The sequence below is a fragment of the Embleya sp. NPDC008237 genome, assembly GCF_042956465.1.
Classification (GTDB): Bacteria; Actinomycetota; Actinomycetes; order Streptomycetales; family Streptomycetaceae; genus Embleya.
In genome coordinates, this window is sequence record NZ_JBIBGL010000010.1 from 233,134 (window position 1) to 254,611 (window position 21,478).

Sequence of the window (21,478 nt, forward strand, 5' to 3'; positions counted from 1 at the left end):
GGATCGTCCTTCGTCGTGGGGGTCGGATGGTGCGGGCCGGCATCAGCCGAGGAGCCGAGCGGGCCGCTCGGCCGTGTCCGGCGCGCCGGAGTCGCCCTGCCCGCTCTGCCCGCTGAGCACGGTCCGCACACCGGGGGTGTGCGCCGCCACGACGTGCGAGCGGTTCAGCGCGCGCCGTTCCAGGCCGTGGGCGAGCACCGCGAGCACCAGCGCGCTCAGTGCCAGGGCCGCGCCGACCCAGTTGGCCGACTCGTAGCCGTGTCCGGCGTCGATCACCAGGCCGCCCAACCACGCGGCGATCGCGTTGCCCAGGTTGAACGCGCCGATGTTGACCGCGGCTGCCAGCGTCGGCGCGCCCGCGGCGTTGTCCATCACCCGCTTCTGCAACGGCGGCACGGTGGCGAAGCCGAGGGCACCGATCAGGAACAGCGTGATCACCGACGCGGTCTTGTCGTGCGCGGTCACGGTGAACAGCGCCAACACCCCCGCGAGCGCGAGCAGCGAGCCGTACAGCAGCGGCATCAGGTGCCGGTCGGCCAGCCTGCCGCCGACCGCGTTGCCCACCAGCATGCCCAGGCCGACCACCGCGAGCAGCCAGGTGACCGCGCCCTCGGAGAAGCCCGCGACATCGGTCATCATCGGCTTGACGTAGGTGAGCGCGGCGAACACGCCGCCGAAGCCGAGCACCGTCATACCCATCGCGAGCAGCACCTGGACGTTGCGGAACACCGCGAGTTCGTGACGCAGACGCACACCCTCGGGCTTGGGCTGTTCGGGCACGAGCCTGGCGATTCCCACCGCGCCGAGCACGCCGAGGGCCGCGACGAGCAGGAAGGTCAGCCGCCAGCTCACCGACTGGCCGATCAGTGTGCCCAGCGGCACGCCGAGCACGTTGGCCAGGGTCAGGCCGGCGAACATCGTGGAGATCGCCGCGGCCTTCTTCTCCGGCGCGACCAGGTCGGCGGCCACCACCGAGCCGATCCCGAAGAAGGCGCCGTGGGTGAAGGAGGCGACCACGCGCCCGAGCAGGATCACGCCGAACGCCGGGGCCAGCGCGGTCAGCGCGTTGCCCAGCACGAACAGTCCCATCAGCAGGATCAGCATGCGCTTGCGCGAGACGCGGGTGCCCAGGACGGTCATCAGCGGGGCACCCAGCAGCACACCGACCGCGTAGCCGCTGACCAGGAGCCCGGCGGTGGTGATCGAGACGTCGAAGGTGCCCGCGACCTCGGGCAGCAGGCCGAGGATGACGAACTCGGTGGTCCCGATGCCGAAGGCCCCGATGGCGAGGGCCAACAGTGCGAGAGGCACGGAGTACCCCTTTCGAGGAGTGGTGGGGAGGGTGCTCGACATGCGCCCGCATGGCATGCACACACCGTTTACAGGCGCCGACAATATTTGCAGACGCCGATCAATGCAAACGCGGGCTATTTCGCTTCGGAGGTATCCTGAGCGCATGGGACAACAGAGGCAGGCCATCGAACCGCCGCTCGCGCAGGGCTGGTGCGCGCTCGCGGCGCTGCACAACCGCATCGAGGCGCACATCGAACGCGCGCTCCAGAGCGAACACGACCTGAGCGTGCGCGAGTTCTCGGTCCTGGACGTGCTGAACCGGCAGGACGGCTACCACCTGCGGATGAACGAACTCTCCGACGCGGTCGTGCTGAGCCAGAGCGCCACCACGCGCCTGGTCACCCGCCTGGAAGAGCGCGGCCTGCTCTCGCGCTACCTGTGCGACACCGACCGCCGGGGCATCTACACCGAGGTCACCACGACCGGCTGCAACCTCCTCGCCGTCGCCCGCCCCACCCACGACAAGGCCCTGCGCGAATCCCTCGCGGACGCCGAACAGCGTCCCGACCTCGCCCCCCTGGTCGAGGCGGTCAAGTCCCTGGGCCGGTAACCGATCGCATCGGCGAACGCCGGACGAGCCCGTTCGGCCCGTCCGGCGCCCGAGGACCGCCGTCCTTTACACCAGAATGCTCGTCGGGCTCCCCGTCGAAAGCACGACCCCCAGCGCCGTCAGCCGCCCCGACGCCGGATCACACCGGAAGCCGGTGACCGTGTCCCCACGCTGGTTCGCCACGTACAGCAGGTCCCCCACCAGCGCCAGATCCCGCGGCCAGGCCCCGCCCACCGGCACCTCCTCGACGAGAGCCAGTTCCGCGCCGTCCACCGCGAGCACCGAGACGGTGTCCGGACCCCGGTTCGCCACGTAGACGAAGCGCCCGTCCGCCGCCGCGACGATCCCCGACGGCGCACCCTCGCCGCCGGAGAGCACGAACGGCTTGCCCGCCACCGTGAGCGCCCCCGTGCGCGGGTCGCTGCGCAGCGGCGTCACCGTCGTGTTCAACTCCCCCGCGAGCCACGCGAGATCGTTCGGCCCGTAGGCGATGTGCCGGGGCCCGGTCCCCGGCGGGAGGGTCACCTTCGGCCCCTCCGCGATCGTGCCCGCCTCGGCGTCGAAGCTCAGGTGGTACACGGTGTCCGAGCCCAGGTCGCACACCACGAGCCACTCGCCGCCGGCCGCGAACGTCACCTGGTGGGCGTGCGAGGACGCCTGTCGGTCCTTCACCGGCCCGGACCCGGTCAGCCGCACGTGCGTGGCCGCCTCGCCGAGCGTCCCGTCGTCGGCGATCGGGTGCACGGTGACGCTGCCGCCGCCGTAGTTGGCCACCACCACGAACCGCCCGGTGGGATCGGCCGCGAGGTGGCACGGCCCCGCCCCGAGCGTGGACACCTCGCCCAGCGGCACCAGCCGTTCGTCCTGCACCGAGTACGCGCCGACCGCGCCCTCGCCGCCGCGCTCGCTCACCGCGTAGAGGAAACGACCCGAGGGGTGCCGGGCCACGTACGAGGGCGAGATCGCCGGAATCACCGCGGACGGCGTGCCGAGCAGCCCGGTCTGCGGGTCCTGCCGGCACACCGTGATGCCGCTGCCGTGACCCTCCATGTCGGGGGTGTACGCACCCACGTACACGAGCGGTCCGCGTCGGTCGGAAGCATTTGGTGAGGTCACACGGTTCTCCTGTTGTCTGGCCTGTGGCGGACGACCGTCGATCGACTCGTGGTCCATCGGCCGAGCATCCATCGGTCGAGCCGACGGCGCCGACCACGCAGATCATCGCGGATCGTTCGCCCCTTCGCCGCCGATGTCATGCTCCTCCCCGACCCGGCCGCCGGCACACCAGCCGGCCGGGCCGGGTCACGGCCGCGCGCGAACCGCGTAGCCCAACACCTCGGCGCTCAACAGCGATTCGACCGCGTCCAGTTGCGCCAACGCGTAGGCGACCGCCGCGTCCACCCCGCTGCCGGCCGCGATCCGTCGGCCGATGCCCCGGAAGACGGCCTGTTGGATCCCGGCGAGTTGCCCGGCGATCAGCGCCGGCACCGGGTCGTCCGGGGCCGCGCCCGCCTCCTCGGCCAGGGTCGCGCCGAGCGCGTCCGCGCCCAGTTGCTGCATCCGCCACAGACGAGCCATCAGCGCCGGTGACCCGTGCATGACGTTCATGAAGCGCTCGTAGCCCTCGACCAGCCCCACGTACGGCGACCGCACCTCGACGTCCCGGCGCAGCGCGTCCAGCACCGCGCGCGCCGCGGATTGGCCCACCGCGCGCTCGCGCACGATCCGGCTCGGCCGATCGACCACCTCGGCCTCGCGGTCGAAGAACAGGTCTTCCTTGGTCGGGAAGTAGTTGTAGACGGTGTTCACGGACACCTCGGCCGCATCGGCGATCTGCGCGATGGTCACCGCGTCGAACCCGCGTTCCAGGAAAAGTCCGGTCGCGATGTCCGAGATGTGCGTCCGGGTGCGGCGCTTCTTGCGCTCGCGCAGCCCTTCGGCGGGTTCCGGCTCCGTCATGGACTCATCCTAGCCTTCATGGGGTCATTTTAATTTTGGGGTCGTTGCAAAATTTTATTCACTATGTTTCGGTAGTCACATGACACCGGTCATCCACACCTCCGGGCTCGCCCGGACCTTCACGACCAAGCGCGGCACCGTCGAGGCCGTCCGCGGCATCGACCTGACCGTCCCGGCGGGCGAGATCCTGGGCTTCCTGGGTCCCAACGGCGCCGGCAAGACCACCACCCTGCGCATGCTCACCACGCTGCTCGCCCCCACCGGCGGCAGCGCCACCGTGGCCGGCCACGACCTCGTGCGCGACCCGGCGGGCGTGCGCAGGCGCATCGGCTACGTCGCCCAGTCCGGCGGCGTCGACCCCGCCGTGTCGGTGCGCGAGGAACTGACCACCCAGGCCCGGCTGTACCGCCTGGACAAGGCGGACGCCCGGGCCCGGGCCGCGGAGTTGGCCGCCGACCTGGACCTGCCGGACCTGCTGGACCGCCCGTGCGCGGCCCTGTCCGGCGGTCAACGACGCCGACTCGACATCGCGATGGGCCTGGTCCACCACCCCGACGTGCTCTTCCTGGACGAGCCCACCACCGGCCTGGATCCGGGCAGTCGCGTGGACCTGTGGGACCTGATCCGGCGGATCCGCGACGAGTGGGGCACCACGGTCTTCCTCACCACGCACTACCTGGACGAGGCCGACGCGCTCGCGGACCGGCTCGTGGTGGTCGACCACGGCCGCGTCGTGGCCCAGGGCACCGCACACGCGCTCAAGACCGAGTACGCCGGCTCCCCGAACGCCTCGCTCCAGGACACGTTCATCGCCATCACCGGCCGGCGCACCCCCGCGCCGAACGAGACCCCGATCGCCGTCTGACCCGGCAGAGGTAGCCATGTCCACGTCATCCACACCGTCGACACCCACCATGCGAACCACCCGAGTCGCGCCGCCCGCACGACCGGTTCCGTCCGCATCCTCCGCCCTCGTGTCCGACACCCTCCTGATCTTCGGCCGCTACCTGCGCCAGACCGTGTCCGCCAAGATCGGCCTGATCTTCGGCATCATCCAACCGCTGCTGTTCCTGATCCTGTTCGGCCCGCTCCTGCGCGACGTCCCGCTCGGCGGCGACGGCGACTCCTGGCAGACCCTGGTTCCCGGCCTGCTGGTCCAACTCGGGCTCTTCAGCGCCGCGTTCGCGGGCTTCGGGATCCTGATCGAGAAGCAGCACGGCGTGGTGGAGCGCATGCGGGTGACTCCGGTGAGCCGACTCGCGCTCCTGCTCGGACGCGTGCTCAAGGACATCGTGCAGATGCTCGCGCAGTCCGTGGTGCTGGTCGTGGTCGGCGTGGCGTTCGGGCTGCGCGCGCCACTGCTCGGCGTGCTGATCGGATTCGGCTTCGTCGCGCTGATGACCGCCTCGCTCGCGTCCCTGTCCTACGCCCTGGCGATGCGGGTGGACAGCCCACAGGAGTTCGCCCCGGTGGTGAACTCGGTGAACCTGCCGGTGATGCTGCTGTCCGGCATCCTGCTGCCGATGTCGCTGGCCCCGGGCTGGCTGGACGGCATCTCCCGGGGCAACCCGCTGCGCTACCAGGTGCAGGCGGTGCGGTCCGCGTTCGTCGGCGACTACGGCGGCACGGTCGGCATGGGCGTGCTGACCTCGCTCGCACTGGTCGCGGTGTCGGTGCTGCCGGCCGTCCGCGTGTTCCGCCGCGCCGGCGCGTAGGTCCCGTCCCGGGCACGTCGGTCCACCGCCACGGCGGCGCGGCCCCACCGGGATCCGCCGGACACGGCCTAGTAGTGCTTTGTCAGGTCGGTGTTGGTTTTGGTCTTCGTGGTGGGCGTTGGCGGGGCAGTGTCCGGTGGCAGGTGGGGCAGGTTCCGGTCCAACAGCCGAGGAGGTCCTGGAGGGTGTCGAGGACGCGGTAGAGCGTCAGGCCGGCGTGAGGGCTTTTGGGTCGGTCCGGTGGAGCGTGAGGAAGGCGTGGGCGGCGGTGACCAGGGTGACGTGGTGGTGCCATCCGCGCCAGGTCCGGCCCTCGTAGTGGTCCAACCCGAGGCCGTGTTTCAGCTCGCGGTAGTCGTGCTCTATGCGCCATCGCATCTTCGCGAGCCGGACCAGTTCCGCGACGGGTGTGTCCTGGGGCAGGTTCGTCAGCCAGTGGTCGGTCGGCGCGTCGGCGTCGGCCGGCCACTCGGTGAGCAGGGTGAACACGGGCAGCACCCCGTCCCAGGCGATGTCGGCGTCCCCCGCGGCGGCCCGGGCGAGCCGCGCCGGGACCTTCCCGGCCGGTCGCACCGCGGTCGTGGCGAACCGCGAGCGCATCGTGCCGCGCGAGCCCCGCCGCCACCCGACCTCGACGAACGCCTCCCGCCCCGCGGCGACCGCGTGCTCCAGCAGGGAACGGGCCCGGTCCCGATACCGGGGCAACGGGCGCGGTCCCAGGCCCGAGTACGCGATCGTCGACGGCAGTGCGTCGCCGGTGTGGGCGATCTCGTCGCCGCGCACCGCGACCACGAAGTCGAGGTCACGGGCCGCGAGTTCGTGTCGGAACCCGCCGATCTGCCCGTATCCGGCGTCCGCCACGATCACGGGCGGGACCAGTCCCCATCCGCTCAGGGTGTCGATCGCGTCCAAGGCCAGGCGCCACTTCTCGACGTGCCCGACATCGTCGGGAACCCCGGCCCGACTCCGCCGCACCGGATCGTCGGTCCACTCCTCGGGCAGGAACAGCCGCCACTGCAGCGGGCACGACATCGCATCCGTCGCCGCGTGGACGCTCACCCCCACCTGGCAGTTCGCCCGTTTGCCCAGCGCGCCGCAGTACTGCCGGGCGACCCCGACCGACGCCCTCCCGCACTTGGGGAACGACGTGTCGTCCACCACCCACACCCGCGGATCGATCGCCGCGCACATCCGCTCCGCGACCCGCCGCAGCACCCGTTGGTGGTCCCACGGCGAGTCCGCCACGAACTGCTGCAACGCCTGCGCGTTGCCGTCCGGAAGCCGCTCGGCCATCGGCACGATCGACTTCCGCCGACCGTCCACCATCAACCCACGCACATAACAGTCGCCCTGGCGTCGCTGATCCGCCCTCGACAGCGACCCGAACATCTCACCCACGAACGCCGCGAGTTCCTCCCGCAGACGCTCCACATCCCCGAGATCCACCCTCCCACCATGCACCCAAAACAGCACACATGGGAACCACATCTAACAAAGCACTACTAGTGCCGCGCCCGGCAACGTTTGCCCCGTCGCGGTGTTCGGTGCGGTGCATCGGCGTGCCGCCGGAACGTTCTCGTACTGGAGTACTCGGACGTTTCGGCGGGGCGGCGAGGTGCCGTGCCGGGCGCCGCGACGGGGTGAACGATGCCGGGCGCGGCACTAGGCGTACCGCGCCGCCGTCGCCCGCGCGGCGGCGGCCAGTTCCGCGCGCAGCTCGGGTGGGCTCAGGACCTCGACCTCCGGGCCGAGCCGCAGCAGTTCCGACACGGCCGACTCGATCGACTCGATCGGGAAATCGGCCCGGACCCGACCGTCCGGCAGCGGCTCTCCCGCGCTCGCCTCGACGGTGTCCGCCACGTACGCCCCGAACAGTTGTCGGACCGCCCGGCGAGCGTCCTCGCTCAGCAGGACCTCGGCGCGGATCGGGCGCAGTTGTTCGACGAAGTCCCGGGACCAGGCCTGCCAGTAGGCCGCCAGGTCGAAGGTCGGATCACGCTCGAACACCTCGTCGAGCACGTCCAGCTCCTCGATCCGCACCACCCGATACGTACGGTCGCGATGCTCGCTCGCCTGCACCGTACGGGCCACCAGGTACCACGCCCCGGCCTTGAGCACGAGGCCGTACGGCTCCAGGTCCCGGGTGACCTCGCCCGTCCAGCGCCGGTAGTGCACCCGGATCCGCCGGTCGGTCCACACGGCGGCGGCGATCCGGGCGAGTTCCGGCGAATGGTCCGCCTCGCGATGCCACCCCGGCGCGTCCAGATGGAAGCGCAGCTGCGCACGGCCCACCCGCTCGCGCAGCTCGGCGGGCAGCCCCGCCTGCACCTTGAGCTGCGCGGACGCGACCACCGCGCCCAGTCCCAGTTCGGCCGCGGGCCCCGGCAACCCGGCCAGGAACAGCGCGTCCGCCTCGTCGTGGGTGAGCCCGTTGATCCGCGTGCGAAAGCCTTCCAGCAGCCGATATCCACCGGCCGGCCCGCGCTCGGCGTACACCGGCACACCCGCCGCGCCGAGCGCCTCGACGTCGCGGTAGACGGTGCGAACCGACACCTCCAGCTGCTCGGCCAGTTCGGTCGCGGTGACCAGGCCCCGGGTTTGCAGAGTCATCAGGATGGTCAGCAGTCGGCTCGCGCGCATGATCGCCAGTGTCGCGCATACCTGACGGGTATTGACAGGTACTCGAACGAGACTGGACACCGCACCGCACCAGGAGGGCAGGACCATGAGCGAGACCACCGGCCGGACGCAGGACGCGGGTTATCAAATCGGCGTCTCCAAGACGCTCCCGTATCCCGTCGAGCAGGTGTGGGAGTTGATCACCTCCGCCGCCGGCCTGGCCCTGTGGCTGGGCGAGGACGTGGACCTGACGCCGACCCGGGGTGCGCCGTACACCACCGCGGACGGCGGCACCGGCGAGGTGCGCGGGTGGCGCGAGCTGGACCGGGTCCGGGTGACGAGCCGGTTGCCGGGCTGGGATCACGACACGACCGTGCAGGTCACGACAGGCGCGAGCGGGCCGGGACGAACGGTGCTGCGGTTCCACCAGGAGTGGCTGGCCGACCCCGGGGAGCGGGCCCGGCAGCGGACCCACTGGCAGGGCGTGATGGCGGCGGTCGAACGGGCGCTGGCGGCGCCGAACGGGTGAAATGCGTGGCCGAACCGGTGCACTTCCGTTCGGGATCTTCGCTTCCGTGCCATTCGTTGATCGAACATCGAGGGATGTCGGCACCTCGACGGCCGAAGTCTCGATACGGCAGTGGATCTCGGTACGGCAGCGATGTCCGTCCGGAACGGGAACGGAGAACGGCGCGATGAGCGGCTTCCTCGACAAGGCCAAGAAGATGGCCGAAGACACCATGAACACCGGCAAGCACAAGGTCGAGGAGGTCCAGGTGACCCGCGAGGCGGGCACGTTGCTCAAGCAGCTGGGCACCGCCTACTGGAGGGAGCAGCGCAGCGGCGGCTCGCACGAGGAGGTCACCCGGGCGCTGGCCGCGCTGGACGAGCACGTGGCCAAACACGGCGACACGGGTCTGCGCGGCTGAACCGACGGTCGGCGACCGACCCCACGGCGCGCCCGGCAGCACGAGGAGGCCGGGCCCCGCCCGCCTCGCCCCGTCGCGTCTCGTGCGACACGTGTCGTACGCCCTGCGCAGTACGCCCGGTCCCAGCCGGCCGGCCCGGGGTCACTCGCAAGAATCGATCGGCGGCAGTCGGGCGACGGCCGGCGATCAATCAGGCGGCGCTGTCCTCCCGGACCGCCACCGTCGCGCCCGCGAAGTCTTGCCGAGAACCCGCGGCCGCGTCCGCCGCGGGGTCCCCGAACGCCGAGGAACGGTTCTCCTCGGCCTTGCGGCGCCGACGCCGCCGCACGTAGGTGACGATGCCGGCGACGATACCGATCGCGACGATCGCGGCCCCTATCCAACCGGGGACGCTCGCCGCCGACGGGTACGCGCTGCCCGCGAGTCGGCCCAGCATGATCGAGCCCGGCACCCAGACCAGGATGCCGACCGCGTTCCACGGTGCGAAACGCCGATAGGGCATGCCCGCGGCACCGGCGAGCCGGGGCAGCAGGGTCCGGGCGAAAGCGACCCAGCGACCCAGCATCACGGTCACGCCGCCCGCGCCGCGGCCGCGGGTGAACATCTCCTCGGCCCGTTCCCAGCGATGCTCGCCCACCCGGCGCCCCAGGCGGCCGGTCCTTATCCGTTCACTGCGATGTCTGCCCGCGAGGTAGCCCAGGGTGTCCCCGACCACCGCGGCGGTGGTGGCGATGATCAACACCGGAATCAGTGCCAGGTGACCGGTGGAGGTGAGCAGGCCGCCCAGCAGGAGCACCGGTTCGGCGGGCGCGAACACGCCCAGGAGCAGCCCGGTCTCGATGACGGCGACCAGAGCGATCACGACATAGGCGTACAGCGGTGGTAGATCTCCCAGCCGCTCCACCCACTCGTGCACGGCATCCACGTGGAACCTCCCCGTTAGGCCGCTTGCCATGTGGCTTGACAAGCATCCGCCCTCAATCGTGTCAACGGATCCTGCGCGCGGCCGAATTCCCGCCTACTCCCCTGGCCGTACAAAGGTGATCCCCGTCATCCGTCCCCGGCCGTCCGCGCGCCGGGTTCGGGACCGGAAGGATGGCTTCCAACGAGCGCCCTCTACGTTGGGCGCCATGAACGAGATCGAAATCCGGCCGGCGGGCCGGGACGACATCGCCGCGATCGTAGGGCTTCTGGTGGACGACGTGCTCGGGTCGGGACGGGACTCGCAGGAGGACCTGACCCCGTACCTGGCCGCCTTCGAGCGCCTGGCCGGCGATCCGAACCAGGAACTGATCGTGATGACCGGGCCCGACGTGGCGACCGGCGGCCGCAAGGTGATCGGCACCCTCCAGCTGACCATCATTCCGGGTCTGTCCCAGCGCGGTACCACCCGCGCCCTGGTGGAGGCGGTTCGCATCGACAGCACCCGGCGCGGCGACGGTCTGGGCACGATGCTGATGCACTGGACCATCGAACGTGCTCGCGAACGCGGGGCGAGTCTGGTTCAGCTCACCTCCAACAGCACCCGCGAGAACGCCCACCGCTTCTACCGCAACCTCGGCTTCACCGACTCCCATGTGGGCTTCAAACTCACCCTCTGAGCCACCCGACACGGATGCACGACCCGCCACGGCGCCCCGGTCGGCTCGCGAACCCGACGACCGGCCGGACCCGTGGGGGTCACCCGGGCCTACGCTCGCTCGCCCAGCTCGACCCGGACGCCGACCGTGCCCGCCGTCCCGCGCCGCAACCGGCTGCCGAACAGGGTCATCCGCCCGACGAGTCCGAACTTGCGCCGGATCAGGTCCCGGTAGCGCTCCGTGCCGGCGGCGTCCAACAACGACGCGTGGCCGGGCACCGCCGCTCCGTGCGTCCTCCCGCGCGCATCGCACGCGGTGACGGTGACCTTCCCGCCGTTGCGGATCCGCTTGGCCTTGCCGGAGTCCCGCGCGGTCCACACCCCGAGCGCGTCACCGTCGCGGAACACCCACACCGGGGTGCCCACCGCACGGCCGTCCCGTCGGAACGTGGTCAACAGCACGTACTTGCCGGCCGCGAGCCGGTCGAGGTCCGCGGGCAGCTCGGGCGAAGTCATGCGCGCGAGTCTAGAGCGCACGCGCGGCGCGGATGCGGCGCACACGAAGCGGTCGCCAAGATCGTCCCCGACCCGACCTGCCCGGCGTACCGCCCGGGGTGGGACGATGATCGGATGTCGCGCACATCGGAGGAAACCCGCGTCCAGGTCCGCCCCGCGACCGAGGCCGACGGTACGAGTCTTGCCGAGATCGACCACCTCACGTGGTCCCCCGACGTCACCCCGGTCCCGCGCTGGGCCGCGGACAAGGCCTTCTTCCGCGGTGCCGAGCACGTGCGCGACACGCTCGTCGCCCACGAGGGCGACCTCGTGCTGGGCTACGTGCTGCTGGAGCGCTCGACGCTGTGCCCGGCCACCGGGCACGTGCAGATCGTCAACGGGCTCGCGGTGCACCCCGACCACCAGGGCCGCCGGGTCGGCCGGGCGCTGCTCGCGGCGGCCGAGGCCGAGGCGCGCAGGCGCGGGGCCCGTCGGATCACCCTGCGGGTACTCGGCGGCAACACCGCCGCCCGGGCCCTGTACCTGGCCGCCGGCTACCGGATCGAGGGCGTCCTGGAGGGCGAGTTCCTGCTCGGCGGACGCTATGTGGACGACGTACTGATGGCGCTGGATCTCACGAGCGAGGCTTCTCCGCCGCGTACTTGACCGCCTCGGCGACCGGCACGTCGCCGCCGACGGCCTCCAGGGTCTTGCCGATCGTGCCGGGCCGGGTGACCAGCTCGGCCAGGATCGCCGCCACGTCGTCCCGGCGGATCGCGCCGCGGCCTTCCCGCTCGGACAGTGCGATCAGCCCGGTACCGGGATCGTCCGTGAGTCGGCCCGGGCGCAGGATGGTCAGGTCGAGCGCGCCGCGCGAACTCAGGTCCTCGTCGGCCTCGCCCTTGGCCTTGAGGTAGAGCGCGAAGTCCGGGTCGGTGTCGGCGGGCGGCCGGGTCGAGGCGCCCATCGAGGACACGATCACGTAGCGCCGCACGCCCGCGTCCTCGGCCGCGTCGGCGAGCAGTACCGCGCCGCCGTAGTCGACCGTCATGGTCCGCTCGCGGGTACCGTCCGGCCCCGCACCCGCCGCGAACACCACCGCGTCCGCGCCGACCAGGTGCTCGACGACCTCCTCGACCGGCGCCCGCTCCAGGTCGCACACGACCGGCTCGGCGCCGGCCGCCACCAGGTCGTTCGCATGGTCGGGGTTGCGAATGAGCCCGACCACCGTGTGTCCGCGCTCGGCGAGCAACCGCTCCAGCCGAAGTGCGATCTTTCCGTGTCCACCCGCAATGACAATACGCATGTATCCGACCGTAAGGTCACCAACCGGGACATCGGCCGGCTCGGCTCCGCGACACGATCAGGTTCCACTGTTCGGCTGCCGAGGGCGGCCGGCGGCGCTGCTCGGGCGAGCGCCGGCGACGATCCCCGGGGGGTCTCGGCCTCCCGTGCCTCGCCCGGTCGTTCTCTCCTCTCCCGCCTCGCCTGCCCCGACCCCCTCGGCCGCCTCGGCCACCCGCAGGGCCGCGTCCCGGTGGTCGCCTCTAAGGTCCCCTGCCATGACGATCGCCTCCGGTCCGACCATCACCACGGACCTCGCCCACGCCCGCGACCTGCTCTTCTCGTACTACAACGCGACCGCCGAGGAAACCGGCTACCCGGGCTGGGAAAGCCCCGATCGACTACCGCCCTATTTCCGCGTGGACCACGACGACCCGGCCGACTACTACGCCCATCCCGGCGCCTACTTCACCGCCCTCCTGGACGGTCGGCCCGCCGGCGGTGTCGGCGTCCATCTCCTCGACGCCGACACCGCCGAGGTCAAACGCCTGTACGTGCTCCCGCACGCCCGCGGACACGGCGTCGCCCAGGCCCTGATGGCCCGCCTGCACGCGCATGCCCGGACGGTGGGCGCGCGCCGCGTCGTACTGGACTGCCTGCCGCAGCGCACCGGCGCGATCGGCCTGTATCGAGCCCTGGGCTACCGGGACATCCCGCCGTACCGCGACGATCACGGCGTCGTCCCGCTCGCCTGCTTCGAACTCGCCCTGTCCGACGGGCACGGCGAGCAGGGCGGGCAGGGCGGGCAGGGCGGCCTGGTCGACCCCACCGACTGATCGAACCGCCACGCGGGCGCGACCGAAGCGTCGGGACCGAGGCCGCGCACCTGTATCGGGGTCGAACCGCCACGCGGGCGCGACCGAAGCAATCGGGTTGTCGAGGCACCTCGATCCGCTGCCTCGACAACCCACCCACCCTCCCCCATTTGCCGTAACCTGCCCTATCGCTTCCCCGCACGATCGGGCGGATTTCGCCCTTTGCCCTCCCTCACGCCCCGCAGCCGTTCTATCGTCGCCCCGTTCGGTGTCACCCGTACGGAAGGGGCCGGTCGTGACCCGAGGAGGCATCGGTGCGGCGCGCGTCGGCAAGGCGCTGGGGCTCGTCCCCCGCCAGGTCCGCCTCGCCGCCCGAACAGGACTGCTCGCACAACACCAGGACGGCACCTTCGACGCCGACGCGGTCGCCCGCGCCGCCGCCGACCCCGGCCCCTTCCTCACCGCGCTCAGTCGCGAAGAACCACTCACCGCCACCGAGGCCGCGCACCGCCTGGGCATCAGCCGCGAGCGCTTCCGGCGGGTCGCCCAGGCCGCCGGGCTGCCCGTCGTGGATCGGGTGCGGGTCTCCCGGTACGGCCGGGACCTGGAGGTGCGCTACTACCGCACCGCCGACGTGGACACGCTGCATCCGCACATCACCGCGGATCGCGAACTGCGCGAGGCCGCCCGGCGGGTGGCCCGGTCACTGGCCGCGACCAAGGCCGCCGCCACCCGCGCGCACAACCGCGAACGTGCGCACCACGCGCGCCGCTACCTCGCGACGCTGGCCCCCGACCGGCAGACCGACCCGGCCGACGTGATCGCCTTCGCCTGCGCGCTGGCCCGCCTGCACGGCACCGCGCCCGCGCGGCTGCGCCGGTTCATGGGCGACCCGCGCGTGCGCGACATCGCCGAGATCGGCGACCAGTGTCGTTACAAGCCGGCCGAGATCGCCGATCTGCTCGCCGCCGCCACCCCCCGCGCGATCACCGCGCTGCGTTCCCTCGCCCGACCGCACCGGGTGTGGGCCACGCTGGGCGTGCCCGCCGAGGACATCGCGCACCGCATCCCGTCGATCGACCAGCACATCAGCACCGACCTGCTGCACCGGTTGGCCACCGACCCGCCGCGCTGGCTGCTGGAGTTGCACGCCGACCGCGAACTCGAACACGCCACCGCCGCGGTCACCCGCTGGCTCGATCGCGAATGGCACGCCCAGCAGCGCCGCGCCGAGGCGGTGTGCCGCGCCGCCGAGGCGATCGTCGACCACCTCACCGACGACGCCGTGGCCGAACTCTTCGGGCTGCCGGTGGAATTGGTCCTGGACCTGCGCCCGCGCAGCAACAAGTGGACCACCGCCTACGTCGAGGAGCTCCTGCACACGCGCCCCCTGTGGCTGCGCAGCCAGGTGCTCGCCCGCGCCGAGATCGCCCGCCGGGCCACCGCCCGCGCCCGCCGCGAGGCCGCCCGAACCCAACGCCGCCTCAGTTGGCGCCGCACCTGGGCGAGAGCCCTGTCCATCCCGCTGGAAGCGGTCCCCGACACGGTCGAACGCCCCACCCCCGCCGCCCTGCGCACCGCCCGAACCCACCCCCCACACTGGGCCCGCCCACACTGACCGACGCACCACCGCCCGCAACGGAGCCCGCGTCCCGGGCCACGCGTCACCACCTCGCACCGAAGCAACCGACCACGCGGCGGCCAAGCGCCCATCTGCCCGGCGCGTCGAGGCCGTCGCACCGGCACACCGCGCGGTGCGAATCGACCCACCACGCCACGACCGACCACGCCGCGACCGACCACGCCGCGACGCCCCTCGCTCCGGTCGAGAACCGCCCCCTGGCCACCTGCGTGTCGGCCCCACCAGACATGCTGTGCGTGGCCGTCGTTGCTGCGACCGGCCGGTCCGCCGCAGGGTGGTGGGCGCGCGGCTCGGCCTCCCGTCCGGAGGCCGGGCCGCGTTACTCCAGAGACATCAGTTCGGCGGCCACGACGGCACCCAATTCGGTGCAGGCCGCGAGGGTGTCGCGGGTGGGCGGTCCGGCGACCTCCACCGGCGGGCGGACCCGCCGCCATTGCAGGCCGGTGGCCACCGATTCGACCGAGCGGACCGCGCCGGTGGTGTCGCTCCCGCCGTGTACGTACAGGCCGTAGGGACGGCGGACCGTCTCGTGCAGGCAGGGGTAGTAGGCCGAGTCGAAGAAGTGCTTCAGCGCCCCCGACATGTAGCCCAGGTTCGCGGGTGTGCCCAGCAGGTAGCCGTCCGCCTCCAGGACCTCGACCGGCGAGCAGGTGAGCGCGGCCCGGACCCGGACCTCGACGCCCTCGATCTCCGGATCGCGGGCGCCGGCGAGCGTCGCCTCCAGCATCTCGGCGAGTGTGGGCGAGGGCGTGTGGTGCACGACGAGCAGGATGGCCATGGCCTCACGCTGCCAGAACCGGACCGGTGTGGAAACGACCCGATCGGCGGCCGCCGCTCCGGCCACCCCTCCGGCCGCCGCCCGGGCGCCACTCCAATGGGTGAGTTCGTCGCGAAATCGACATCGGGTACGCCCCGCCGCGACGGAGCCCGCAGCCTCGGCCGGGTCCGCCGCAACTCGAGCCTCCCGCCCGCGCGTACGGGCTCTCCGAGTCACCCATACGAGTGGATCGCCGGAAAAGACGTGGCGATTCCACCCGTTTGATGCTTTGACACGTGCGCACCATTTGTCACGATAAGAGCACTTTAGGTAATACGTCGATAGGCCAACCGGCCGGCACCCCAACCCGGCACCCGGCACCTCGGGGAGACCCACATCCACATGCGCCTCACCCACATGCGACTGCTGCCCTATCCCCGCTCCAAGTCCCCCACCGACCCCGACACCGCCCCCGCACCCGGCCCCGTCGCCGACCCGACCCCGGTCACCGGGAACCCACCCGCCCCACCCGCCCCCGCACTGCCCTCCCTCGTCTCGGTGGTCCGCCGCACCCTGGCTCCCGCCACCCGCGCCGACACCGCCCACTCCCGCACCTTCCACACCGTCTACGCGCTCACCACGCTCCCGCTGGTGATCGCCCTCCATGCCGCCCTCTGGGCGTTGTCCACCCCCGGGCGCCTCGGCGCCACCCTCCTGGTCCTGTACGGCCTCGGCCGAACCGGGATCCTCACCGCGCACGCCACACACTGAGTGCGCCGCCCGAAGGAGCACCCATGGTTCTGTCCATCTCCGGCGTCCTGCTGCTCGGCGTCATCGCCTACGTCTTCTTCCGCAAGGACGGGCTGAGACTCCCGCACGCCCTCGTCTGTGCCCTCTTCGGGTTCTACCTGGCAGGCAGTTCGATCGCCCCGCACATCGCGGCGAGCGGCAACAGCATCGCCAACCTGCTCAGCGGCCTCAACTTCTGACCGGCCGCCCGTCCCCACCGCCGCCAGGGCGTGTCCTCGATCCCCCGCCGGACCGGCCGCAACCGCGCGACACCACCACCCAGGTGTCGACGGCCGCGGACCCGGCGGGCCTTCGAGGACACGCCCTGGCCCCGGCTCATCCCCCGAACCGGGGCCTCCCGCCTACCCGAACCGACCCCTCACGGAGACCGCATGTCCCCCGGCCCCAAATCCCTCGCCGCCATCGCCCGGCGCGCCAAGGACGGCATCGGCAACACCCGCACCCGCGCGCATCGCATCACCCACGTCACGCGGGACACCTTCTCGCCCGTGCTCACCCTCACCCGAGGTCTGAACCGGCAGCTCGGATGGGCGCGCAACTGGTGGAAGGGCGCCTCGGCGGACAAGCGCAAGGCCGGCGCCGCGGGCATCGCCGCGGTCCTGCTCGCCCTCTACTACCTGCCCTACGCCCCGCTGATCGCCCTGCTCCTGGTGCTGGCCGGCGCCGCCTGGCTCGGCCGCGAGGAGAAGCCCGCCACCGAGCCCGGCCCCGATCCCACCGACGTCAAACTCCAGACCGTCTACAACGGCCTGGTGCCCTACCTCGCCGACGACCACGACCCCGCCCGGCTGTTCCACCCCGGCGGCCCGTACCAGAACGCCTTCCGACACTGGGAACTCGACGGCGACCGGATCGTCCGCCTCGAATTGACCTACAGCCCCTACTTCACCGACGACGACCCCGCCGCCCGGGCCCGGATCGAACGGGTGCTCCAGGCCAAGCTCGGCCGCGGTCGCGAGTACGTCTACGAGTGGGACACCGAGAGCAACCACCTCACCCTGGCCGCCCTGCCCCCGCTGCCCACGGCCGTGCCCGCCCAGCAGTTCGTCACCGCGCCGTGCGAGATCCTGCTCGGCATCACCGACGCGGGCAGCACCAACCGCCGCATCCCGGTGCACGTGGACGACACCATCCGGCAACTCCCGCCGGTCATCTGGCGCACCGGCAACCGCAGCACCGACCCGCACCTGCTCGCCGTCGCCGCCCCCGGCGCGGGCAAGTCCAACCTGCTGCGCACCATCGCCCTCCAGGCCGCCCGGGACGGCGACATCGTGGTCGTCGACGGCAGCGGCTCCGGCGACTACGCGTGCCTGGCCGGCCGGCGCAACATCCTGCGGATCGAGACCGGCTACCACGGCGCATTGGAAACCCTGACCTGGCTGCGCCACGAGACCGAACGCCGGATCGCCGCCGTCACCTATGCCAAGCAACACGGCACACCGGTCCCGGACAACGCCCGCCGCCCGCTGTGGGTGATCCTCGACGAGATCACCGAACTCTCCGACCTCGCCGCCGGTCAGGGCACCACCGACCCGCAGGAACTGCTCGACCTCCCGCTGCGCCTGGGTCGCGCCGCGCACATCGGCGTGATCACCAGCGCCCGCCCCAGCCACCTGGAGCGGCTGCGCCCCACGCTGATCGCCGACACGCACACCCGCGTCGTGCTGGGCCCGCTCGACCCGGAGACCGTCCTCACCGTGCTGGGCGCCACCCCCGGCGTCTCCGGCGGCGAGGGCATGCCTCCCGGTCGCGGCTACGTCCGGATCGGCAACGGCCCCGTGGTGCGCATCCAGATCCCGCACACCCCCGATCCGCTGGAGGAGGACACCTCGGAGGCCGACCGCATGCGCCTGCTCGCGCTGCTGCCCCGTCACGCCGACGCCCTCCCCGTCGAGGTGCCCTCGATCTCGCTCGCCAAGACACCCGAACGCGAGCCCGAGCCCACCGGCTGAACCCCGGCGCGCCACCCCGCGCCACGCTCTCACCAAGGCTCGCAAGGACCCCGCAACAGCCGCCGTGACGCTCCCCGACATCCCCACGAAGGCCCCCCGAGCACGCCACGCTCGGGGGGCCTCGACGTACGCCCGGCGCACCGGCAAATACCCAAAACGCACCACTCCGTCCCCACTCGCGCGCCATGATGGGGGCCCGTACCCCCACGGAGGACGTGGACGCCCAGTGTTCGACCTCGCCAACTTCACCGTCAGCGACATGGTCGTGTGCAGTTCCGAACTGCGCCAAGTCACCGCCGACTCGGCCACCACCGAGGACGCGGCCCGCGCGATCGTGCAGCACCTGCGCACCACCTTCCGTGACCCGCACACCGGGCAGCCCCAACTCGTCCTCGTCCGCCTGTTCCAGACCATGCCCTGGCGCAACCTCACCCCAGACCTGGAACAGCGCGCGCTGCGCCGGCAACCCGATCTGGCCCCGCACCCGGACCTGCGCTGCCTCACCCTGCTGGCCACCGTCGGCGACCTGCCCGAGTGGTGCGACCGCACCCGATCGCGGCACCACCAGGTGGTCGCCTTCCCGAGTGCGAACGCGGTCCGCCGGGCGCCGATGATCAGCGCCATGCTGGAGCAACTCGGGGTCACCGCCGAGGAGATCGTGGCCGGGCCGCTGCCCACCGACAACGAGTGGGACCGGCACGACATCCACCACATCCCGGATGCGCTCACCAGCGACGCCGTCCCGGACAAGGAGTTCATCCGGGCGAGCGGCATAAAATCCGTGGTCGGCTACGCCGGCAAGCTCCCCGACGGCGAACTGTTCACGGTGTTGATGTTCACCCGCGTACCCGTGCCGGCCCGGATCGCCGAACTCTTCCGCACCGTCGCCGTGTCCACCCGGCTGGCCCTGCTCCCGCTCAACACCGCGCCGCTGTTCGCCGGCGGCCCCTCCCAGCCCACCCCCACCACACACGTGGCCGCCGCGCGCCTGGACGCCCTCGAACAACTCCTGGCCGCCCACGAGGGCACCACCGCGCAACAGGCCCTGGTCGCCGAGGACGCCCGCGACCGGGTCCGCTCGCAGCAGGAGCAACTCGCCTACAAGCAGCGCCGACTCGATCAGGAGACCCGGATCGTCGAGACCCTGTACCGGGTCGGCCAGAAGCTCACCCGCGAACTCAACCTCGAACGCCTGGTCCAGGCCGCCACCGACGCCGCCACCTCGGTGATCGCCGCCGAGCACGGCATCTTCCGCTACATCGACTACGACACCGGCGGCGTCGCGGACACCCGCTACGCCGTCACCAGCCCGGACCCCACCCTGATCGACCGGCTGCCCCGGCCCCGGCCCGCACTCGCCGCGCGCAGCCGCCCGCAGACCACCACCGCGCCGCCGGTCACCGTGCGCCGCGGCGACCTCACCGAGGACCCCGCCGCCGGCCGACTGCTGCCCTATCGGATCAGCGCCGACGGCCAACCGCCCGTACGCAGCCTGCTGACCATCCCGGTGACCACCGCCACCGGCGAGGACCTGGGCGCGTTCTCCTTCTGCCACACCCGGGCCGACGTGTTCACCGAACGCGACGAACAACTCGCCCTGGGCATCGCCGCGCAGGCCGCCACCGCGATCGAGAACGCCCGGCTGTTCCGCAGCGTGCGCGACACCGCCGTCGAACTCCAGCGCAGCCTGCTCCCGCAGGTTCCGCCCGACCTGGACGAGCTCAACATCGCCTTCCGCTACCTGCCCGGCGCCAAGGGCCAACAGGTCGGCGGCGACTGGTTCGACGTGATCCCGCTGTCCGCCGGCCGGATCGCCCTGGTGGTCGGCGACGTGATGGGCCGAGGTCTGCAGGCCGCCGCCGTGATGGGCCAACTGCGCGCCGCGGTACGGGCGTACGCGGTGATGGACCTGCCGCCCGGGCAGGTGATGCGGCACCTCAACCGGCTGGTCACCGGGCTCGGCAGCGAGGACCAGATCATCACCTGCGTCTACGCCGTCTACGATCCCGGCGACGCCACCGTGCACTGGTCCAACGCCGGCCATCTGCCGCCCGCCCTGATCGGCGCGGACGGCAAGGTCGAACTCCTGGAGGACGACCTCGGCGTGCCGCTCGGCCTGGACGGCACCACCTTCGACGACGCGGTCGTCGGCTTCGACACCGGCGACCAGCTGCTCCTGTACACGGACGGCCTGGTCGAGTCGCACGACGCCTCGCTCACCGACCGACTCCAGGAACTGACCGAGCACATCGACGGCACCACCGGCGGCGCCCACAACGTCGCCGATGTCGCCGACCTGCTCACCAAGACCATGCTCACCGGCCAGGAGCCGGACGACGTCGCGCTGCTGCTGGTGCGCGCCCGGCACAGCATCGAGCGGACCGCGGGCCTGGATCTGCCGCCGACGCCGCGCTCGGCCCGCGAGGCCCGCGACTTCGTCCGTGCCACGCTGGGCCGCTGGGACCTGACCGACCACAGCGACACCACGTGCTCGGTGGTCACCGAACTCGTCTCCAACGCGGCCGAGCACGCCCGCACGCCGATGGAACTGCGACTGCGCCATCACCCCGGCCGGCTGATCGTCGAGGTGGTCGACCACGACGGAAGGCTGCCCAAGGAGATCGCCTCGCCCGGCCACGACGAGCGGCATCGGGGGTTGTGCATCGTGGCCGGGATGACCACCGATTGGGGCGTGCGTCCCACGGACACCGGAAAGATCGTCTGGGCGGAGATCCGTGATCGTTGACGCCCGGCTCGTCCCCGCCCGTCGGGCGCACCCGTCACACCCGCATCACCCACACCGGATCGCACGGCGCGACGCCGGGCCGATGGGCCGGTCCGACTTCGCTGTGCGTGGCGACGTACATACCGGGCAGGTGTACGTCGTCGATTCCCGGGCCGATCAGGCGAGTTTTATGTCACTTTCTCCCGGCGATGTAATGAATCATCCGTTTTAGGGTAGCTACTCACCGTCACGGACCCCGGCTCCTGCCCACCGACCCCTCGGTCGGGAATCTTC

The 21,478-nt window shown here is 71.9% G+C and carries 22 protein-coding genes; 13 read left to right on the top strand and 9 right to left on the bottom strand.

What is annotated here, in order from left to right:
* Nucleotides 1-42: 42 nt before the first annotated feature.
* Nucleotides 43-1,311: an MFS transporter gene (locus tag ACFZBU_RS26200; protein ID WP_391586095.1), complete on the bottom strand. Its 1,269-nt coding sequence runs from the start codon at nt 1,309-1,311 to the stop codon at nt 43-45.
* 145 nt (nt 1,312-1,456) lie between these two features.
* On the opposite strand from ACFZBU_RS26200, the gene ACFZBU_RS26205 reads away from it, so the two are divergent.
* Nucleotides 1,457-1,903, top strand: coding sequence for a MarR family winged helix-turn-helix transcriptional regulator (locus ACFZBU_RS26205; RefSeq protein WP_391586096.1), 447 nt, complete (start codon nt 1,457-1,459; stop codon nt 1,901-1,903).
* Between the two features lie 66 nt (nt 1,904-1,969).
* Here the strand turns inward: ACFZBU_RS26205 and ACFZBU_RS26210 are convergent, their stop codons facing one another.
* Together ACFZBU_RS26210 and ACFZBU_RS26215 are read right to left on the bottom strand one after the other, a co-directional pair.
* Nucleotides 1,970-3,019: a lactonase family protein gene (locus ACFZBU_RS26210; protein WP_391586097.1), complete on the bottom strand. Its 1,050-nt coding sequence runs from the start codon at nt 3,017-3,019 to the stop codon at nt 1,970-1,972.
* Nucleotides 3,020-3,205: 186 nt separating this feature from the next.
* Nucleotides 3,206-3,862 carry a TetR/AcrR family transcriptional regulator gene (locus ACFZBU_RS26215; protein ID WP_391586098.1) on the bottom strand — a complete coding sequence of 219 codons (657 nt, stop codon included), beginning with the start codon at nt 3,860-3,862 and terminating at the stop codon, nt 3,206-3,208.
* A gap of 79 nt (nt 3,863-3,941) precedes the next feature.
* On the opposite strand from ACFZBU_RS26215, the gene ACFZBU_RS26220 reads away from it, so the two are divergent.
* Together ACFZBU_RS26220 and ACFZBU_RS26225 are read left to right on the top strand one after the other, a co-directional pair.
* On the top strand, nt 3,942-4,727 hold the full coding sequence (locus tag ACFZBU_RS26220) for an ABC transporter ATP-binding protein (RefSeq protein WP_391586099.1): 786 nt from the start codon (nt 3,942-3,944) through the stop codon (nt 4,725-4,727).
* 49 nt (nt 4,728-4,776) lie between these two features.
* Nucleotides 4,777-5,577, top strand: coding sequence for an ABC transporter permease (locus ACFZBU_RS26225; protein WP_391586100.1), 801 nt, complete (start codon nt 4,777-4,779; stop codon nt 5,575-5,577).
* Between the two features lie 207 nt (nt 5,578-5,784).
* Here the strand turns inward: ACFZBU_RS26225 and ACFZBU_RS26230 are convergent, their stop codons facing one another.
* Together ACFZBU_RS26230 and ACFZBU_RS26235 are read right to left on the bottom strand one after the other, a co-directional pair.
* Nucleotides 5,785-7,023 (bottom strand): IS701 family transposase, encoded by a 1,239-nt coding sequence (locus ACFZBU_RS26230; protein ID WP_391586101.1) that lies wholly within the window; start codon nt 7,021-7,023, stop codon nt 5,785-5,787.
* A 216-nt stretch (nt 7,024-7,239) separates the two neighbouring features.
* Nucleotides 7,240-8,217, bottom strand: coding sequence for a helix-turn-helix transcriptional regulator (locus tag ACFZBU_RS26235; RefSeq protein ID WP_391586102.1), 978 nt, complete (start codon nt 8,215-8,217; stop codon nt 7,240-7,242).
* Nucleotides 8,218-8,302: 85 nt separating this feature from the next.
* Here ACFZBU_RS26235 and ACFZBU_RS26240 point away from each other — a divergent pair, with 85 nt between their 5' ends.
* A complete protein-coding gene (locus ACFZBU_RS26240) occupies nt 8,303-8,725 on the top strand; it encodes an SRPBCC domain-containing protein (RefSeq protein ID WP_391586103.1) in 423 nt (140 codons plus the stop codon).
* Between the two features lie 166 nt (nt 8,726-8,891).
* Nucleotides 8,892-9,125, top strand: a complete 234-nt coding sequence (locus ACFZBU_RS26245) for a hypothetical protein (protein ID WP_391586104.1) — start codon at nt 8,892-8,894, stop codon at nt 9,123-9,125.
* 190 nt (nt 9,126-9,315) lie between these two features.
* Here the strand turns inward: ACFZBU_RS26245 and ACFZBU_RS26250 are convergent, their stop codons facing one another.
* Nucleotides 9,316-10,050, bottom strand: coding sequence for a DedA family protein (locus tag ACFZBU_RS26250; RefSeq protein WP_391586105.1), 735 nt, complete (start codon nt 10,048-10,050; stop codon nt 9,316-9,318).
* Nucleotides 10,051-10,255: 205 nt separating this feature from the next.
* Here ACFZBU_RS26250 and ACFZBU_RS26255 point away from each other — a divergent pair, with 205 nt between their 5' ends.
* Nucleotides 10,256-10,726 carry a GNAT family N-acetyltransferase gene (locus tag ACFZBU_RS26255; protein WP_391586106.1) on the top strand — a complete coding sequence of 157 codons (471 nt, stop codon included), beginning with the start codon at nt 10,256-10,258 and terminating at the stop codon, nt 10,724-10,726.
* Between the two features lie 89 nt (nt 10,727-10,815).
* Here ACFZBU_RS26255 and ACFZBU_RS26260 read toward each other — a convergent pair whose 3' ends face one another.
* The gene (locus tag ACFZBU_RS26260) at nt 10,816-11,220 is read right to left on the bottom strand and encodes a PPOX class F420-dependent oxidoreductase (RefSeq protein WP_391586107.1); all 405 of its coding nucleotides are present in this window, start codon (nt 11,218-11,220) and stop codon (nt 10,816-10,818) included.
* 114 nt (nt 11,221-11,334) lie between these two features.
* Here ACFZBU_RS26260 and ACFZBU_RS26265 point away from each other — a divergent pair, with 114 nt between their 5' ends.
* On the top strand, nt 11,335-11,865 hold the full coding sequence (locus tag ACFZBU_RS26265; RefSeq protein ID WP_391586108.1) for a GNAT family N-acetyltransferase: 531 nt from the start codon (nt 11,335-11,337) through the stop codon (nt 11,863-11,865).
* On the opposite strand, the gene ACFZBU_RS26270 is transcribed toward ACFZBU_RS26265, so the two are convergent.
* A complete protein-coding gene (locus ACFZBU_RS26270) occupies nt 11,834-12,505 on the bottom strand; it encodes an SDR family oxidoreductase (protein ID WP_391586109.1) in 672 nt (223 codons plus the stop codon). The genes ACFZBU_RS26265 and ACFZBU_RS26270 overlap by 32 nt on opposite strands.
* 256 nt (nt 12,506-12,761) lie before the next feature.
* On the opposite strand from ACFZBU_RS26270, the gene ACFZBU_RS26275 reads away from it, so the two are divergent.
* Together ACFZBU_RS26275 and ACFZBU_RS26280 are read left to right on the top strand one after the other, a co-directional pair.
* Nucleotides 12,762-13,319 carry a GNAT family N-acetyltransferase gene (locus tag ACFZBU_RS26275; protein WP_391586110.1) on the top strand — a complete coding sequence of 186 codons (558 nt, stop codon included), beginning with the start codon at nt 12,762-12,764 and terminating at the stop codon, nt 13,317-13,319.
* 274 nt (nt 13,320-13,593) lie between these two features.
* Nucleotides 13,594-14,916 (top strand): hypothetical protein, encoded by a 1,323-nt coding sequence (locus ACFZBU_RS26280; protein WP_391586111.1) that lies wholly within the window; start codon nt 13,594-13,596, stop codon nt 14,914-14,916.
* A 343-nt stretch (nt 14,917-15,259) separates the two neighbouring features.
* Here ACFZBU_RS26280 and ACFZBU_RS26285 read toward each other — a convergent pair whose 3' ends face one another.
* On the bottom strand, nt 15,260-15,718 hold the full coding sequence (locus tag ACFZBU_RS26285; RefSeq protein ID WP_391586112.1) for a flavodoxin family protein: 459 nt from the start codon (nt 15,716-15,718) through the stop codon (nt 15,260-15,262).
* A 381-nt stretch (nt 15,719-16,099) separates the two neighbouring features.
* Here ACFZBU_RS26285 and ACFZBU_RS26290 point away from each other — a divergent pair, with 381 nt between their 5' ends.
* The 4 genes from ACFZBU_RS26290 (at nt 16,100) to ACFZBU_RS26305 (ending at nt 21,205) form a co-directional block, all read left to right on the top strand.
* Nucleotides 16,100-16,468 carry a hypothetical protein gene (locus ACFZBU_RS26290; RefSeq protein ID WP_391586113.1) on the top strand — a complete coding sequence of 123 codons (369 nt, stop codon included), beginning with the start codon at nt 16,100-16,102 and terminating at the stop codon, nt 16,466-16,468.
* A 23-nt stretch (nt 16,469-16,491) separates the two neighbouring features.
* A complete protein-coding gene (locus ACFZBU_RS26295; RefSeq protein ID WP_391586114.1) occupies nt 16,492-16,686 on the top strand; it encodes a DUF2304 domain-containing protein in 195 nt (64 codons plus the stop codon).
* A gap of 192 nt (nt 16,687-16,878) precedes the next feature.
* Nucleotides 16,879-18,459 (top strand): hypothetical protein, encoded by a 1,581-nt coding sequence (locus tag ACFZBU_RS26300; RefSeq protein ID WP_391586115.1) that lies wholly within the window; start codon nt 16,879-16,881, stop codon nt 18,457-18,459.
* A gap of 226 nt (nt 18,460-18,685) precedes the next feature.
* Nucleotides 18,686-21,205, top strand: coding sequence for a SpoIIE family protein phosphatase (locus tag ACFZBU_RS26305; RefSeq protein ID WP_391586116.1), 2,520 nt, complete (start codon nt 18,686-18,688; stop codon nt 21,203-21,205).
* Nucleotides 21,206-21,478 lie beyond the last annotated feature (273 nt).

Coding starts and splice junctions, on each gene's coding strand:
- ACFZBU_RS26205 (WP_391586096.1), top strand. CDS start 1,457: ATGGGACAACAGAGGCAGGCCATCGAACCGCCGCTCGCGCAGGGCTGG.
- ACFZBU_RS26215 (WP_391586098.1), bottom strand. CDS start 3,862: ATGACGGAGCCGGAACCCGCCGAAGGGCTGCGCGAGCGCAAGAAGCGC.
- ACFZBU_RS26220 (WP_391586099.1), top strand. CDS start 3,942: ATGACACCGGTCATCCACACCTCCGGGCTCGCCCGGACCTTCACGACC.
- ACFZBU_RS26225 (WP_391586100.1), top strand. CDS start 4,777: ATGCGAACCACCCGAGTCGCGCCGCCCGCACGACCGGTTCCGTCCGCA.
- ACFZBU_RS26235 (WP_391586102.1), bottom strand. CDS start 8,217: ATGCGCGCGAGCCGACTGCTGACCATCCTGATGACTCTGCAAACCCGG.
- ACFZBU_RS26240 (WP_391586103.1), top strand. CDS start 8,303: ATGAGCGAGACCACCGGCCGGACGCAGGACGCGGGTTATCAAATCGGC.
- ACFZBU_RS26245 (WP_391586104.1), top strand. CDS start 8,892: ATGAGCGGCTTCCTCGACAAGGCCAAGAAGATGGCCGAAGACACCATG.
- ACFZBU_RS26255 (WP_391586106.1), top strand. CDS start 10,256: ATGAACGAGATCGAAATCCGGCCGGCGGGCCGGGACGACATCGCCGCG.
- ACFZBU_RS26260 (WP_391586107.1), bottom strand. CDS start 11,220: ATGACTTCGCCCGAGCTGCCCGCGGACCTCGACCGGCTCGCGGCCGGC.
- ACFZBU_RS26265 (WP_391586108.1), top strand. CDS start 11,335: ATGTCGCGCACATCGGAGGAAACCCGCGTCCAGGTCCGCCCCGCGACC.
- ACFZBU_RS26270 (WP_391586109.1), bottom strand. CDS start 12,505: ATGCGTATTGTCATTGCGGGTGGACACGGAAAGATCGCACTTCGGCTG.
- ACFZBU_RS26275 (WP_391586110.1), top strand. CDS start 12,762: ATGACGATCGCCTCCGGTCCGACCATCACCACGGACCTCGCCCACGCC.
- ACFZBU_RS26285 (WP_391586112.1), bottom strand. CDS start 15,718: ATGGCCATCCTGCTCGTCGTGCACCACACGCCCTCGCCCACACTCGCC.
- ACFZBU_RS26290 (WP_391586113.1), top strand. CDS start 16,100: ATGCGCCTCACCCACATGCGACTGCTGCCCTATCCCCGCTCCAAGTCC.
- ACFZBU_RS26295 (WP_391586114.1), top strand. CDS start 16,492: ATGGTTCTGTCCATCTCCGGCGTCCTGCTGCTCGGCGTCATCGCCTAC.
- ACFZBU_RS26300 (WP_391586115.1), top strand. CDS start 16,879: ATGTCCCCCGGCCCCAAATCCCTCGCCGCCATCGCCCGGCGCGCCAAG.